Source organism: Streptococcus anginosus (assembly GCF_001697145.1).
GTDB classification, from domain to species: domain Bacteria; phylum Bacillota; class Bacilli; order Lactobacillales; family Streptococcaceae; genus Streptococcus; species Streptococcus hominis.
In genome coordinates this window covers 770,710-784,898 of record NZ_CP012719.1, presented here as the reverse complement: position 1 = coordinate 784,898, position 14,189 = coordinate 770,710, and the positions used below count along the sequence as shown (strand labels likewise).

The following is a 14,189-nucleotide window of genomic DNA, read 5'->3' as shown; positions in this document are numbered from 1 at the left end:
AGATGAGAAAGGAGATTATCAACTCACAATGGAAAATTATTCTCGAAAAAACAAAACTTCAACTACTAAAGAAGAAAAAGCGCCTACTCGTCACCATATCAAAAAAGGGCTGTCAGCTTTTCAAAAGACCCTTGCTACGATTGGGAGTATTCTTGGGATTATCACCGCAACAATCACAATCCTGACTTTCATGAATAACAATAAATCTGATAACAAAACAAAAACCAGTCAGACAACACAAACAACTATTATCAAAGAAATTCAGAAAGAAACAACAACAGACGGGGCTCAATCTAGCAACACGACTGCTACTAGTCAAGGCGAAACAGAAACAAGTAGCGCTAGTTCTGACACCACGCAGTCTAGCAATACATCAAACGATATTAGCTCTAGTCAGACAAGTAGCAAAACGACTGACAACGACACAAATACAACTACTTCAAGCTCTAGTAATTAAAAAAACGGAAGTGAGACAACCAATCAGATCAATGTCTGGGAGTTGCTCAACTTCCGCTTTTTTATATTTAATTTCATACTCTCAATGAAAATCAAAAAGTTTGAATGAGATTCACTGCGTGAACCTTGTCCTACGACTTCAACTGGCTTCCAGAAGGTTTTTGATGGAAACCTTGCTTCCTTTATCCGCAGTCTTTAATAGTTCCTCGAGCTGTTAAAGTTTACGAAGTTCGAAACAATTTTCACGGATCATTATTTCCGATACATTTTCACTTGAAGATACAAGTCATTATAAATTCCTAGCCATTTTGAGCCGAGCTGTTGATAGACTTCTAAGTGCTTCATTGTTTCTTCATCTGGGTAAAAAGCTTTGTCCTCTTGGATTTCTTTTGGCAGCATCGCCTTAGCAGGCATGTTAGGCGTTGAGTAGCCAACATACAAAGCATTTTTATAGGCATTTTCAGGTCTTAACATAAAGTTAATAAATTGATAAGCAGCTTTTTTATTTTTGACTGTTTTAGGAATGACAATATTGTCAAACCAAAGATTGCTGGCTTCTGTTGGAACAACATAGCGAAGTTTGTCGTTTTTCTCTAACATTTGCCGTGCTTCTCCTGAAAAACTAACACCAATCGCCGCATTGTTTTGAATCATATAGCCTTTCATCTCGTCTGCTACAATGGCTTTGATATTCGGCGTTAATGTATAAAGCTTATCAACTGCTTCTTGTAATTGCTTAGTATTTTTAGAATTGAGGCTATAACCTAAAGCATTTAGCCCGACACCCATTACCTCGCGAGCTCCATCAATCATCATAATAGAGTTTTTATATTCAGGTCGCCACAGGTCACTCCAATGCTTAGGTGCTGTTTTAACTAATTCTGTGTTGTAGACAATGCCTAGCGTTCCCCAAAAGTAAGGAATAGAGTATTGATTTTGGGGATCAAATGATTGATTTAAAAATCGTTTTCCAATATTTTCTAGCCCTTTAATTTTTGAATGATCCAATTTTTCAAGCAAGTGTTCCGACATCATTTTAGAAATCATGTATTCACTAGGAATTGCAATATCGTAAGTTGTCCCGCCCTGCTTAATCTTAGTGTACATGGATTCGTTGGAATCAAAGGTTTCATATTGGACTTGGACACCGGTTTCTCTGGTGAACTTCATCAGCAACTCTGGATCAATGTAGTCTCCCCAATTGTAGATGACCAATTTGTCACCATTCCCGCTTTTTGTCCGACTTTCAATATGATAGCTTACTCCCCAAAGGACAAGGATAATGGCAACAATGCCCATTAAAAATGAATAGAGCTTTTTCATGCTGCATCCTCCTTCTCACGAGAAATAAAGTAATAGCCAATCACCAAAAGAATACTAAACAGAAATACCAAAGCAGAGAGAGCATTGATTTCTAAGGAAATTCCTTGCCGAGCCCGCGAGTAAATCTCAACCGATAAGGTTGAAAAACCATTTCCAGTCACAAAGAAGGTCACTGCAAAATCGTCCAAGGAATAGGTGAACGCCATAAAATACCCTGCAATAATCGCTGGTGTCAAATAGGGCAACATGATTTCTTTTAACATCTGAACTTGGCTTGCTCCTAAATCATAGGCCGCCTTAATCATGTCGTCATTCATCTCTTTTAGCCGTGGCAATATCATCAAAACTACAATAGGAATTGAAAAAGCAATATGACTCGCCAAAACGGATAGAAAACCTAATTGAAATTTGATAGTTGTAAAAAGAATTAAGAAACTTGCCCCAATCATGACATCTGGCGCCACCATGAGGATATTATTAACCGATAAAAAGGCATCTTGGTATTTCTTTTTGGCTTGATAAATATAAATGGCACCAAACGTTCCGATTGCTGTGGCAATCAAAGAAGACAAAAAAGCCAGAAAAAAGGTTTGTGCCAAAATTAGCATCAAGCGAGTATCACTAAACATATTTTGAAAATGCGTCAGACTAAAGCCTGTAAACTTGCTCATATCATCGCCAGCATTAAACGCATAGCCAATCAAATAAAAAATCGGCAAATAAAGAATTAAGAAGACGACTGTTAAATAAATACTAGCAGTTTTTTTCATCGTTCTCCCCTTTCTTTCGTTGCCCACATGATAACGAGCATGGCTACAATCAAGACAACACCAATGGTTGAGCCCATTCCCCAATTTTGTGTAGTCAGAAAATGCTGCTCAATGGCTGTACCTAGCGTAATAACACGATTGCCACCGATCAAACGCGTCAGCATAAAAAGACTGAGACTGGGAATAAAGACAGACTGCACACCACTTCTCACGCCATTCATAGATAAGGGAAAAACGACACGACGGAAGGTTTCCCAACGATTGGCACCAAGATCATAGCTGGCATTGATCAGATTTTGATCCATATCCTCTAAAACATTAAAAATCGGCAATATCATAAAGGGCAGCTCAATATAGCTGGCTACAAAAATAAAAGAGAAATCTGTAAACAGGATTTGTTGAGCACCTATCCCAATAAAACTTAAAAATTGATTGACAGATCCATTTTGTCCGAAAATCCCAATAAAAGCATAAGCTTTGAGAAGCAGATTGACCCATGTCGGCAAAATAATGAGCATCAACCAAAGCTGTCTATGCTTTAATTGTGTCAACAAAAACGCAGTAGGGTAACTAATTACCAAGGTAACAACTGTGATAATTCCTGCATATAAAACAGAGTTCAAACTCATTTTAAGATAAGTCAGATTTTGCGAAGCGAAGTAAGTTTTATAGTTTTCAAGGGTGAAATGACCTTCGATATTGAAAAACGACTGCCAAACAATCATGGCAACAGGTGCCAATACAAATAATAAAATCCAAAGAATATAAGGAGCAACAAAAAGATTAGAGGTTGTTTTCTTCATCGCGCTCCTCCTCAATGGCATTGATTAAGCCAGCTTCTTGCTCTTCCATTTCCACATATTCTTCAATTCGAGCATCGAACTCTTCCTCTGTTTCATTAAGCCGCATGATATGAATGTCTTCTGGTTCAAAGTCCAGCCCAATCTCTTCTCCGACAATGGCCTTGCGAGTCGAATGAATCATCCACTCATTGCCCAATTCATCATAAGCGATAATCTCATAATGCACGCCACGGAAAAGCTGCGTATCAACCTTAACTTGCAGTTTTCCTTCTTCCGGAAGTGTAATCCGCAAATCTTCTGGACGAATGACGACTTCCACCTGCTCATTAGGACGCATTCCTCCGTCAACGGCTTCAAATCGTTTGCAATTAAATTCAACCAGATAGTCTTCAATCATCTTTCCTGGAAGAATATTGGATTCGCCGATAAAGGTCGCTACAAAGTGATTGATAGGTTCATCATATATATCAACAGGTGTCCCTGACTGCACAATCTCCCCGTCATTCATCACAAAAATCCAGTCGCTCATGGCCAGTGCTTCTTCTTGGTCATGGGTGACAAAGACAAAAGTAATCCCTAGACGCTGCTGCAATTCACGTAATTCATACTGCATGTCTGTTCGCAACTTCAAATCCAGTGCAGATAAAGGCTCATCCAGCAAAACAACCCGCGGTTCATTGACAATAGCACGCGCAATAGCCACTCGTTGGCGTTGTCCACCGGACAATTTACGAATAGAGCGTTTCTCAAAACCATCCAAACGCACCATTTTCAGGACTTCTGCAACCCGTCGCTCTATTTCTTGTTTTTCAACTTTACGCAAACGCAACGGAAATGCCACATTTTCAAAAACAGTCATGTGCGGAAAAAGGGCATAGGACTGAAACACCGTATGCACATCACGTTTGTTGGTCGGAATATCGTTGATTCGGACGCCGTCAAGAAAAACATCACCGCTGGACGCATCCAACAAGCCAGCGATGATATTTAGAATGGTTGATTTTCCTGATCCTGATGCACCCAGAAGTGTGTAAAATTTGCCTTCTTCTAGCTCAAAGTTGATGTCCTTTAAGACGACTGTATTATTATCTTCAAAAACCTTTGATACGTTTTTAAATTCAATGATTGGTTTGTTCAATTGCCATAAATTCCTTCTTTTTCATAGATTGACAGATTAAAGTCTTGTCCTGACTGATTTTTTTAGAGAATAATATGAATGTTGCCGCTAGAGACACTCATTTCTCGCCAATAATGCGGACTTCTCTTTCCAAAGTCACACCTGAATGAGCTTTCACTGTCTCAATCACATGTGCAATCAAATTTTCATAATCTGCTGCAGTTCCATTATCAACATTGACCATAAAACCTGCATGCTTTGTAGAAACTTCTACCCCACCAATGCGATGCCCTTTTAAATTTGCTTCACTAATCAATTGCCCTGCGAAATGCCCTACCGGACGTTTAAAAACAGAGCCACAAGAAGGATACTCTAATGGCTGCTTCAATTGACGAAGGTGGGTCAAACGTTCCATTTCTTGACGAATCACACGGTGCATTCCTGGCGCTAAGGCAAACTTAGCAGAAATCACCACATCACCTGTCTGTTGAACGTAGGAACGGCGATAACCAAATTTCATGTCTTGAGCACTAATATTTTTGATTTCTCCATCCCGTGTCAACACTTTACAAGAAAGTAAAATATGCGAAATTTCACCACCATAAGCACCAGCATTCATAAAGACAGCTCCACCAATGCTCCCTGGAATCCCGCAAGCAAATTCAAAACCTGTTAGGCTATGATGAAGTGCAATATGAGTCGTTTCGATGAGATTAGCACCCGCTTCTGCTTCAATGGTGTAGCCATCCACTGCCACTCCGTTTAATTTGTCAAACATAATGACAAAACCACGAATACCACCATCACGAACGATGATATTGCTAGCATTCCCTAGTACCATCCAAGGAATCTGCTCCCGATTAGCAAATTTCACCACTCGTGCCAATTCATAGCGATTTCGCGGGAAAACCAAATAATCAGCAGCTCCACCTACTTTGGTATAAGTGTATTGTTTCAAAGGTTCATCAAAACGGATATCAATTCCGTTTAATTCTGATTTTAACATTTCTAAAGTTGACATTTTTTCTCTCTCTTAAACAAAATTCAATCTATTATACCAAATTTAGCAAATATTTACGATAAATTGAAGAAAATATTCTTTCAAAAAAGACCCAAATCATGGCTGAAGCCTTTATTATAGCTTTCCCAAACTATTTAAAAAGTGGATTGAAATCGCGATGTTTGTAAAATCACAATTTGAACTCCACTTTACTTTTAAATTTTTGTTTTTTCTTTACTCAAGCTCCATGTATTTTCGATATAATTAATGAACCTTATGAGTGTTGCTCGATCGCCCTCGAATGCAATGAGATAAACTTTCTCGTCTTTTTTGAAAATCCAACTAATCAAGTATTGACCTGATTTCATTATAACATTAACTTGATAAGCTTCGTTACCTGCAACCGTGCTTTTTGAACCCCAAATTTTCTTTACGTCTGCATTGTTTTGCCAATTGTAGTAAATGCGATTAGCAATCGTTTGTGCTGTAAATTCTTCTCCTTCTTTGATGTTGGCTTTTTCTTTCGTATAGGCATTCATGGTCACAATATTATAGGCAGAACCATCTGTATATTGAATACTATCGCCACCATTTACATCAGTAAACTTCACCCACTTTTTAGGAATATCAATATAACCGTAATCATCCGAACCAACACGTTGCATTTCTTCCATCTTCACATCTTTTTTCGTAGCATTTGATGAACTTGAGCTACTGCTTTCTTTTGCAGAGACTCTACTTAACGAAGATGACTGTTGTGATGATTTTGGTTTATTCCCTCCGCTTGAACTACATGCTTCTAGTATAAAGATAAGGAGTACCACTAAAAATAAAATCAGCCAGCTCTTTTTCTTCTTCATAACCAATCCCTCCTATCTTTTTATTTTAGCATATTTATTTAGAGTTCACAATTATTTCACGACACAAGAAAAGAGAGCATTCCACTCTCTTTATAACTTTTGTACATATCACTCATCATCCATGCTGAGGACGCTGAGGAACGCTTCTTGTGGCACTTCAACAGATCCGATGGCCTTCATCCGCTTCTTACCAGCCTTTTGTTTTTCCAAGAGCTTACGTTTACGGGAAACATCTCCACCATAACATTTGGCAAGTACATTTTTCCGTAGAGCTTTGATGTCTGTCCGTGCCACAATTTTCTGACCAATTGCTGCCTGAATCGGCACTTCAAATTGCTGACGCGGAATAATTTTCTTTAATTTTTCAACAATCAATTTTCCGCGTTCATAGGCAAATTCCTTGTGAACAATGAAGCTAAGAGCGTCTACTTTGTCGCCATTAAGGAGAATATCCATTTTAACGAGACTTGATTTGCGGTATTCTGAGATTTCATAGTCAAAGCTAGCATAGCCACGAGTTGAGGATTTTAGTTTGTCAAAGAAGTCAAAGACAATTTCTGCCAACGGGATTTGGTAGATGACATTGACTCGATTTTCATCGATATAGTCCATGGTCACAAAGTCACCGCGTTTACGCTGAGCCAATTCCATGACTGCTCCGACAAATTCCTGCGGCACCATAATCTGTGCTTTGACATAAGGCTCTTCAATGGAATCAATCTTGGTCGGTTCTGGAAATTCGCTCGGATTGGAAACATCAAGGGCTTCGCCGTCTGTCATATTAACCTTGTAGATAACCGACGGTGCCGTCATAATCAAGTCAATATTAAACTCTCTCTCCAAACGTTCCTGAATCACATCCATGTGGAGCAAACCGAGGAAACCACAACGGAAGCCAAAACCTAGTGCCTGAGACGTTTCGGGTTCAAATTGTAGACTGGCATCATTAAGCTGAAGTTTTTCCAAAGCTTCCCGCAAATCATTATATTTATTGGATTCAATCGGGTAAAGACCAGCAAAAACCATTGGGTTCATTTGCTTGTAGCCATGAAGTGGTTCATCTGCTGGATTATTCGCCAAGGTTACTGTATCGCCAACCCGAGTATCCTGAACAGTCTTGATAGAAGCTGCGATATAGCCAACGTCACCAGTCGCTAGGAAATCTCGTCCAACGGCTTTTGGAGTGAAAATACCGACTTCGGTCACATCAAAAGTCTTGCCATTGCTCATCAGCTGGATGGTATCACCTGGCTTCACAACTCCGTCCATCACACGCACTTGCAAGATAACCCCACGATAAGCATCATAAACTGAGTCAAAAATAAGAGCCTTGAGTGGTGCAGTCACATCTCCTGTCGGTGCAGGAACTTTCTCCACAATTTGCTCTAAGATTTCTTCAATCCCGATACCAGCTTTAGCCGAAGCCAACACAGCTTCACTTGCGTCCAAACCAATGACATCTTCAATCTCAGTCCGCACCCGCTCTGGGTCAGCAGCTGGAAGGTCAATTTTATTGATAACCGGCAAAATTTCTAAATCATTATCCAAGGCGAGATAGACATTGGCTAAAGTTTGTGCTTCAATGCCTTGTGCTGCATCAACCACCAAAACAGCCCCTTCACAAGCTGCCAAAGAACGAGAGACTTCATAGGTAAAATCCACGTGTCCTGGTGTGTCAATCAAGTGAAAAATGTAAGTTTCACCGTTCTTGGCAGTATAGTTGAGTTCAATCGCATTGAGCTTAATGGTAATGCCCCGCTCCCGCTCCAAATCCATGCTATCTAAAAGCTGAGCCTGCATTTCTCTGCTGGAAACCGTCTCCGTTGCTTCCAAAATTCTGTCTGCCAAAGTCGACTTACCGTGGTCAATGTGAGCAATAATAGAGAAGTTCCGAATCTTCTCCTGCCGTTTTTTTAATTCATCTAAGTTCATTTTTCTCATCCTTTTCGGGTATTCTATTTATTATAACATAAGGCAGGTGACTTTTACCAGTCTTGAAAAAGCGTTCCATATCCCGTTTCATTTGTGCTATAATAAAAGCAAATACATTTACAGAAATGAGGGTGCTATGATTAAATTAATCGCATTAGATATGGATGGCACACTTTTAAATAGCCAAAAAGAAATTCCCCAAGCACATATTGATGCTATTCATGAGGCAGTTGAAAACGGAGTAAAGCTCGTTCTTTGTACAGGTCGTCCCTTGGTCGGAGTAAAACCTTACTATGAACAATTAGGGCTGAGTGGAGAAAACGAATATGTCATCATCAATAACGGCTGCTCTACTCATCAAACCAAGGATTGGAATCTTGTTGCTTGGAAAGAGTTGAGTGTGGAAAACATTCTTTACTTGGATAAAATTGCCAAGCAAACTCCTGCCCAATTGACTCTTTTCGATGAAGAACGTTATTTAGTAGTAGACGAAAAGCCAAGTGAGCTAGTCACTTATGACGCTAGCCTTGTTTTTACAACCCCCACAGAAATCAGCCTCAAAGAAGCTATCAGCGGCAAGAATATCATGTTTCAAGCTATGTTTTTAGCACAGCCTGATGAATTAGACACCTTTGAAAAGCAATTTGCAAGCCAGATTTGCCAGCATTTCAGCGGTGTTCGTTCCCAACCAGTCATTTACGAAGCTATGCCCAAAGGCACTACTAAAGCGACTGCTCTTAGGGAATTAGCTCAACACTTAGAGATTAAACCTCAAGAAATTATGGCACTTGGTGATGCCAACAACGACATTGAAATGATCCAATTTGCAGGTCTTGGCGTGGCTATGGGTAATTCTAGCGACTATGTTAAAAAACTAGCCAATTATGTGACAGATACCAATGATGAAAACGGTGTTGCCACAGCTATTGAAAAACTCATTTTGAGTAACTAATAGGATGAATCATGAGCTTCTTTTCAAGTTCATGATTTTTATTGAAACATATTGTCATTCTTTCACTATTTGTAGATAGCCTTCCCTCCCAAAATATGATACACTAGTTACATCTATGCAAAAAGGAGAACTTATGAACTACCCTACTCTTTTAGAACGTTTTTTGACTTATGTAAAAGTAAATACGCGTTCAGATGAACATTCTACGACGACACCAAGCACACAAAGCCAAGTAGATTTTGCCAATAACATCCTCATTCCTGAAATGAAACGCGTTGGTTTGGAAAATGTATATTATTTACCAAATGGCTACGCTATCGGCACTCTTCCTGCAAATGACCCAAGTCTCACGCGCAAAATTGGTCTCATTTCCCACATGGACACAGCAGATTTCAATGCAGAAGGTGTCAATCCGCAAATCATTAAAAATTATGATGGCGGTGTAATTCCGCTAGGACAATCTGGTTTTAACCTTGACCCTGCTGATTTTGATAGTCTGAAAAAATATAAGGGACAAACCTTGATTACAACTGATGGAACAACCCTTCTCGGCTCTGATGATAAATCAGGTATTGCTGAAATTATGACAGCGATTGAGTATCTGACAACTCATCCTGACATCAAGCACTGCGAAATTCGAGTTGGCTTTGGTCCAGATGAAGAAATCGGTGTTGGAGCTGATAAGTTTGATGCAGTAGATTTCGATGTAGATTTTGCTTATACGATTGACGGTGGACCTCTCGGAGAACTTCAATTTGAAACTTTCTCTGCAGCTAGTGCAGAAATTATTTTCCAAGGACGCAATGTCCACCCAGGCACTGCCAAAGGACAAATGATTAACGCTCTGCAATTAGCCATTGACTTTCATAATCAATTGCCAGATGGTGCTCGCCCAGAGCTGACAGATGGCTACGAGGGCTTCTATCACCTTATGAATGTAGAAGGAACTGTCGAAGAAGCAAAAGCAAGTTATATCATTCGTGACTTCGACACAGCAACTTTTGAGCAACGCAAAGAACTGATGCGCTCTATTGCCGCTAAAATGAATGCAACGCTTGGCGGTGAACGCGTTCAGCTAGAGCTTAAAGATCAGTACTACAATATGCGCCAAGTCATTGAAAAAGACATGACACCTATCAATATTGCAAAGGCTGTTATGGAAAAATTGGACATCCAGCCAATTATCGAACCTATTCGTGGCGGAACAGACGGCTCAAAGATTTCCTTTATGGGCATTCCTACACCAAATATCTTTGCCGGCGGTGAAAATATGCATGGGCGCTTTGAATATGTCAGTCTGCAAACAATGGAACGCGCTGTTGATACCATTATTGGTATCGTTTCTTACAAAGACTAACATTCCATAACTCTATCAAAAAACTGCAACCCTCATCAAAGCTGAGTTGCAGTTTTAATTTATCTTCTGCGAATGTATTGCACCATTCTAAAAGTTAAAAATGCTAGTAAAATAATAGCTACGAGCCAAATTGTTTTCAACAAATAAAATTGTATCAAATAAGTGGAAACAATCGCTCCTGTCACAAAACTTCCTAATAAAGCAACGAAGAAAATACCTTCCGCTAAGCAAGTTTTTTCTTTTGTCCGCACATAAGTACCAAAAGCAACCATTGTTTTTTTGATATTGCCCGTCATAAAGGAATTATTGTAGACAATACCGTCCACTTCACCAAAAGCTGTTGCCACCATCCCCATACAAAAACCAATCGGTGGAACAATGAAAAGGTTGGACACGGTTACTGGTAGAAATCCTGTAAGCCCACAAACCAAAATCAGTGGAAGAATGCTGGATAAGCGCCATAAAGAATTTTCAAAGTTATTTTTGAAAATAGTTAGCACAAAAATGCCTAGCATAAAAGCCAGCATCGTTGCTAACTTCACTTCTATTTCTCCTGTCTCATGATGAATCAATTCAACTGACAAGAAAACAACGTTTCCTGTTTGGCCCGCAACCAATGTCCCGCCTCTTTCAATAAATGTATAAGCATCAATAAATCCCGCACAAAAAGTCAGCAGACAGGCAAAAAATTTCGATCGCGAATGAAACTCTCTTTTTCTTTTTACACTATTTATCATCATCACCTAAAAAGTCTAGCACTCCCTCACTAGACTTCCTTTCTATTACTCTCTTGCTTCCTGCAAGATTTTTTCAATCTTCGTTGTAATCAAATCAATCGCTACTGTATTAGAAGCTCCTTCTGGAATAATCACATCCGCATAGCGCTTCGTAGGCTCAATAAATTGATGATACATAGGTTTTACCACACCTAGATATTGCTCAATGACACTGTCTAAACTACGTCCACGCTCATCCATATCTCGCTTAATCCGACGAATGATTCGAACATCATCATCTGTATCAACAAAAATCTTAATGTCCATTAAATCACGTAAGCGTTTGTCCTCTAAAACCAGAATTCCTTCTACAATAAAGACATCCTGTGGGTCTTGACGATACGTTTTATCACTGCGTGTATGAGCTGTATAGTCATACGTCGGAATATCTACTGGACGTCCTGCCAACAATTCCTTGATTTGCTCAATCATCAAATCTGTATCAAAAGCAAAAGGATGGTCATAATTGGTCTTGATTCGCTCTTCAAACGTCAAATGTGACTGATCCTTATAATAAGAATCATGCTCAATCATAGAAATCTTTTCATTTGGAAAATTTGACAGAATGGCTCTTGAAACACTCGTCTTACCACCACCAGAACCACCTGTTACGCCAATAATAATCGGTCTATTTTGCATTATTCACTCCATTTTTTATCATCTTATCTATTTTACAACAAATCATGATATAATGAAAGAGGTAAATTAAAATAAATGACAAGACAAAAAATAAGGAGAAAACGATGTTAAAACTCGGAACGATTGGAACAGGAGACATTGTTCACCAATTTGTCAAGGCTGCTCATTCGACAAAGGACTATCAACTGACTGTGGTATATTCACGGACGATACATGCTGCTCAAACATTTGCCAGTCATTATGAAAATGTAGATTGCTACACAGATATGGCTGATTTTTTAACTAGTGATATAGACATTATTTATATTGCAAGCCCCAACTCTCTGCATTTCCCACAAGTAAAAGCTGCCGTTTTAGCAGGCAAACATGTGATTGTGGAAAAGCCTGCTGTCTCACGCCCAGAAGAATGGGCTGAATTGGTAGCATTAGCTCAAGAACAACATGTGTACATTTTTGAAGCGGCTCGAAACTATCATGAGCAATCATTTGACGTCATTTCAGAGTTTCTCAAAAACAAAACCATTCTTGGAGCGCATTTCACCTATGCGAAGTATTCTTCCAAAATGCCAGCTCTGTTAGCTGGACAAAAGCCAAACGTCTTTTCGGCGAAATTTTCAGGCGGTGCTCTAATGGACTTAGGCATTTATCCTGTCTATGCAGCCATACGACTTTTTGGAGCACCAGAAAATGCCTATTATACCGCTCAGCAGTTACCAAATACTGTTGATCTAAATGGAGTAGGAAGTTTAATCTATCCAGAATTTCAAGTGACTATCCAAACCGGAAAAAATATCAATAGCTTTTTCCCTGCTGAAATTTACACAACAGACGGTACACTAACCTTGAATTCAATCGAATTCATCACTTCTGCTGTTTTCCAAAATCTAAACAAGGAGAAAACAACTCTTGAAATTGCGTGCTCTTCTCACACCATGGCTGAAGAAGCCAAACAATTCGCTAAAGCATTAAGTGGTGAAATAAAACAAGAAACCTACCAAAACTGGCTAGACGCTGCTGCTGCCGTGCATAAAACTCTGTTTAGCATGCGACAAGATGCTGGTATTAGATTTGAGGCTGATGATGATAACAACTAAATTTCCCAAAAGTTGGCAAGACCAACTCACTAAACTTGGCTTTGAGCATTTAACTCCCATTCAAGAACAACTCTTTTCTCCCATTACGGAAGGAGAGAATCTCCTTGGGATAAGCCCTACCGGAACTGGAAAAACACTTGCCTATCTTTTCCCAACTCTTCTAAAACTAAAACCTAAGAAATCCCAGCAATTACTTATCTTGGCTCCCAATACTGAGCTAGCTGGACAGATTTTTGACGTCACCAAAACATGGGCTGAACTACTTGGCTTAACAGCTCAGCTCTTTCTATCTGGCTCCAGCCAAAAACGACAAATTGAACGGTTAAAAAAAGGCCCTGAAATTCTCATCGGGACGCCAGGACGCATTTTTGAATTGATTAAACTAAAAAAAATCAAAATGATGACTGTCGATACGATCATTCTGGATGAATTTGATCAACTGCTTAGCGATTCGCAATATCATTTTGTGCAGCAGATCCTTCACTATGTACCACGTGAACATCAATTGATTTACATGAGTGCGACTGCTAAGTTTGACCAAGACAAGCTTGCTGAAAATACTCTCCAAATCAAACTGGAAGATCAACATCTTGACAATATTCGACATTTTTATATGCAAGTTAAACAGCGCGACAAAGTTGAATATTTGCGAAAGCTCGCTCATGTCTCAGAATTTCGCGCCCTTGTCTTTTTCAATGCCCTCTCAGACTTAGGAAATGCTGAGGAAAAACTACAATATCGTCACATTCAAGCTGTGTCTCTGGCAAGTGATGTCAATGTCAAATTCCGCAAAGTCATCTTGGAGCAATTTAAAAACGACGAACTCACACTCTTACTTGCTACTGACTTGGTAGCTAGAGGAATTGACATTGATTCTCTCGAATGTGTCATCAACTATGACCTGCCTCGCGATTTTGAAACCTATACCCACCGCGCCGGACGGACTGGTCGTATGGGCAAAGAGGGCTATGTCATTACATTCATCAGCCACCCAGAAGAATTAAAAACACTAAAAAAATATGCCCACGTTCAAGAAATTATCTTAAAAAATCGTGAACTCTATGTGAAATAAAAAGAGTATAGAAAAAGGATAGGAAGCAATCATTTCTA

At 39.4% G+C, this 14,189-nt stretch carries 14 protein-coding genes; 5 read left to right on the top strand and 9 right to left on the bottom strand.

Annotated elements, in window-relative coordinates; all coding sequences use genetic code 11:
• Positions 1-28 precede the first annotated feature (28 nt).
• Positions 29-457 (top strand): DUF6556 family protein, encoded by a 429-nt coding sequence (locus SanJ4206_RS03860; RefSeq protein ID WP_003027515.1) that lies wholly within the window; start codon positions 29-31, stop codon positions 455-457.
• 251 nt (positions 458-708) lie between these two features.
• On the opposite strand, the gene SanJ4206_RS03855 is transcribed toward SanJ4206_RS03860, so the two are convergent.
• The 7 genes from SanJ4206_RS03855 to lepA all read right to left on the bottom strand — a co-directional run bounded on the left by SanJ4206_RS03855 (position 709) and on the right by lepA (position 8,261).
• Positions 709-1,779, bottom strand: a complete 1,071-nt coding sequence (locus tag SanJ4206_RS03855; RefSeq protein WP_003027517.1) for an ABC transporter substrate-binding protein — start codon at positions 1,777-1,779, stop codon at positions 709-711.
• Positions 1,776-2,549, bottom strand: a complete 774-nt coding sequence (locus tag SanJ4206_RS03850; protein WP_003027519.1) for an ABC transporter permease — start codon at positions 2,547-2,549, stop codon at positions 1,776-1,778. The genes SanJ4206_RS03855 and SanJ4206_RS03850 overlap by 4 nt, the downstream gene beginning before the upstream one ends.
• Complete coding sequence (locus tag SanJ4206_RS03845) at positions 2,546-3,352, bottom strand: ABC transporter permease (RefSeq protein WP_003027522.1); 807 nt, start codon at positions 3,350-3,352, stop codon at positions 2,546-2,548. Before SanJ4206_RS03845 ends, SanJ4206_RS03850 begins: the two co-directional genes overlap by 4 nt.
• Positions 3,333-4,490, bottom strand: coding sequence for an ABC transporter ATP-binding protein (locus SanJ4206_RS03840; RefSeq protein ID WP_003027525.1), 1,158 nt, complete (start codon positions 4,488-4,490; stop codon positions 3,333-3,335). The genes SanJ4206_RS03845 and SanJ4206_RS03840 overlap by 20 nt, the downstream gene beginning before the upstream one ends.
• Before the next feature lie 97 nt (positions 4,491-4,587).
• Positions 4,588-5,490, bottom strand: coding sequence for a UDP-N-acetylmuramate dehydrogenase (murB, locus tag SanJ4206_RS03835; protein WP_003025014.1), 903 nt, complete (start codon positions 5,488-5,490; stop codon positions 4,588-4,590).
• 194 nt (positions 5,491-5,684) lie between these two features.
• Positions 5,685-6,329, bottom strand: a complete 645-nt coding sequence (locus tag SanJ4206_RS03830) for a hypothetical protein (protein WP_003027527.1) — start codon at positions 6,327-6,329, stop codon at positions 5,685-5,687.
• A gap of 108 nt (positions 6,330-6,437) precedes the next feature.
• Positions 6,438-8,261, bottom strand: a complete 1,824-nt coding sequence (gene lepA / locus SanJ4206_RS03825; protein ID WP_022525087.1) for a translation elongation factor 4 — start codon at positions 8,259-8,261, stop codon at positions 6,438-6,440.
• A gap of 136 nt (positions 8,262-8,397) precedes the next feature.
• On the opposite strand from lepA, the gene SanJ4206_RS03820 reads away from it, so the two are divergent.
• Entirely contained in the window at positions 8,398-9,213 is an 816-nt protein-coding gene (locus SanJ4206_RS03820; protein WP_003027532.1) for a Cof-type HAD-IIB family hydrolase, read from the top strand.
• A gap of 133 nt (positions 9,214-9,346) precedes the next feature.
• Positions 9,347-10,570, top strand: coding sequence for a peptidase T (pepT, locus tag SanJ4206_RS03815; protein WP_022525088.1), 1,224 nt, complete (start codon positions 9,347-9,349; stop codon positions 10,568-10,570).
• A 59-nt stretch (positions 10,571-10,629) separates the two neighbouring features.
• Here the strand turns inward: pepT and SanJ4206_RS03810 are convergent, their stop codons facing one another.
• Both SanJ4206_RS03810 and udk read right to left on the bottom strand, forming a co-directional pair.
• Complete coding sequence (locus SanJ4206_RS03810) at positions 10,630-11,310, bottom strand: YoaK family protein (protein ID WP_003027537.1); 681 nt, start codon at positions 11,308-11,310, stop codon at positions 10,630-10,632.
• 42 nt (positions 11,311-11,352) lie between these two features.
• A complete protein-coding gene (udk, locus tag SanJ4206_RS03805) occupies positions 11,353-11,985 on the bottom strand; it encodes a uridine kinase (protein WP_003025034.1) in 633 nt (210 codons plus the stop codon).
• A gap of 104 nt (positions 11,986-12,089) precedes the next feature.
• Between udk and SanJ4206_RS03800 the strand changes: the two genes are divergently transcribed.
• Positions 12,090-13,079 carry a Gfo/Idh/MocA family protein gene (locus SanJ4206_RS03800; RefSeq protein ID WP_003025036.1) on the top strand — a complete coding sequence of 330 codons (990 nt, stop codon included), beginning with the start codon at positions 12,090-12,092 and terminating at the stop codon, positions 13,077-13,079.
• Positions 13,063-14,151 carry a DEAD/DEAH box helicase gene (locus SanJ4206_RS03795; protein WP_003027540.1) on the top strand — a complete coding sequence of 363 codons (1,089 nt, stop codon included), beginning with the start codon at positions 13,063-13,065 and terminating at the stop codon, positions 14,149-14,151. The genes SanJ4206_RS03800 and SanJ4206_RS03795 overlap by 17 nt, the downstream gene beginning before the upstream one ends.
• Positions 14,152-14,189: the final 38 nt, after the last annotated feature.

Coding starts and splice junctions, on each gene's coding strand:
- SanJ4206_RS03860 (WP_003027515.1), top strand. CDS start 29: ATGGAAAATTATTCTCGAAAAAACAAAACTTCAACTACTAAAGAAGAA.
- SanJ4206_RS03855 (WP_003027517.1), bottom strand. CDS start 1,779: ATGAAAAAGCTCTATTCATTTTTAATGGGCATTGTTGCCATTATCCTT.
- SanJ4206_RS03850 (WP_003027519.1), bottom strand. CDS start 2,549: ATGAAAAAAACTGCTAGTATTTATTTAACAGTCGTCTTCTTAATTCTT.
- SanJ4206_RS03845 (WP_003027522.1), bottom strand. CDS start 3,352: ATGAAGAAAACAACCTCTAATCTTTTTGTTGCTCCTTATATTCTTTGG.
- murB (WP_003025014.1), bottom strand. CDS start 5,490: ATGTCAACTTTAGAAATGTTAAAATCAGAATTAAACGGAATTGATATC.
- SanJ4206_RS03830 (WP_003027527.1), bottom strand. CDS start 6,329: ATGAAGAAGAAAAAGAGCTGGCTGATTTTATTTTTAGTGGTACTCCTT.
- lepA (WP_022525087.1), bottom strand. CDS start 8,261: ATGAACTTAGATGAATTAAAAAAACGGCAGGAGAAGATTCGGAACTTC.
- SanJ4206_RS03820 (WP_003027532.1), top strand. CDS start 8,398: ATGATTAAATTAATCGCATTAGATATGGATGGCACACTTTTAAATAGC.
- pepT (WP_022525088.1), top strand. CDS start 9,347: ATGAACTACCCTACTCTTTTAGAACGTTTTTTGACTTATGTAAAAGTA.
- SanJ4206_RS03810 (WP_003027537.1), bottom strand. CDS start 11,310: ATGATGATAAATAGTGTAAAAAGAAAAAGAGAGTTTCATTCGCGATCG.
- udk (WP_003025034.1), bottom strand. CDS start 11,985: ATGCAAAATAGACCGATTATTATTGGCGTAACAGGTGGTTCTGGTGGT.
- SanJ4206_RS03800 (WP_003025036.1), top strand. CDS start 12,090: ATGTTAAAACTCGGAACGATTGGAACAGGAGACATTGTTCACCAATTT.
- SanJ4206_RS03795 (WP_003027540.1), top strand. CDS start 13,063: ATGATGATAACAACTAAATTTCCCAAAAGTTGGCAAGACCAACTCACT.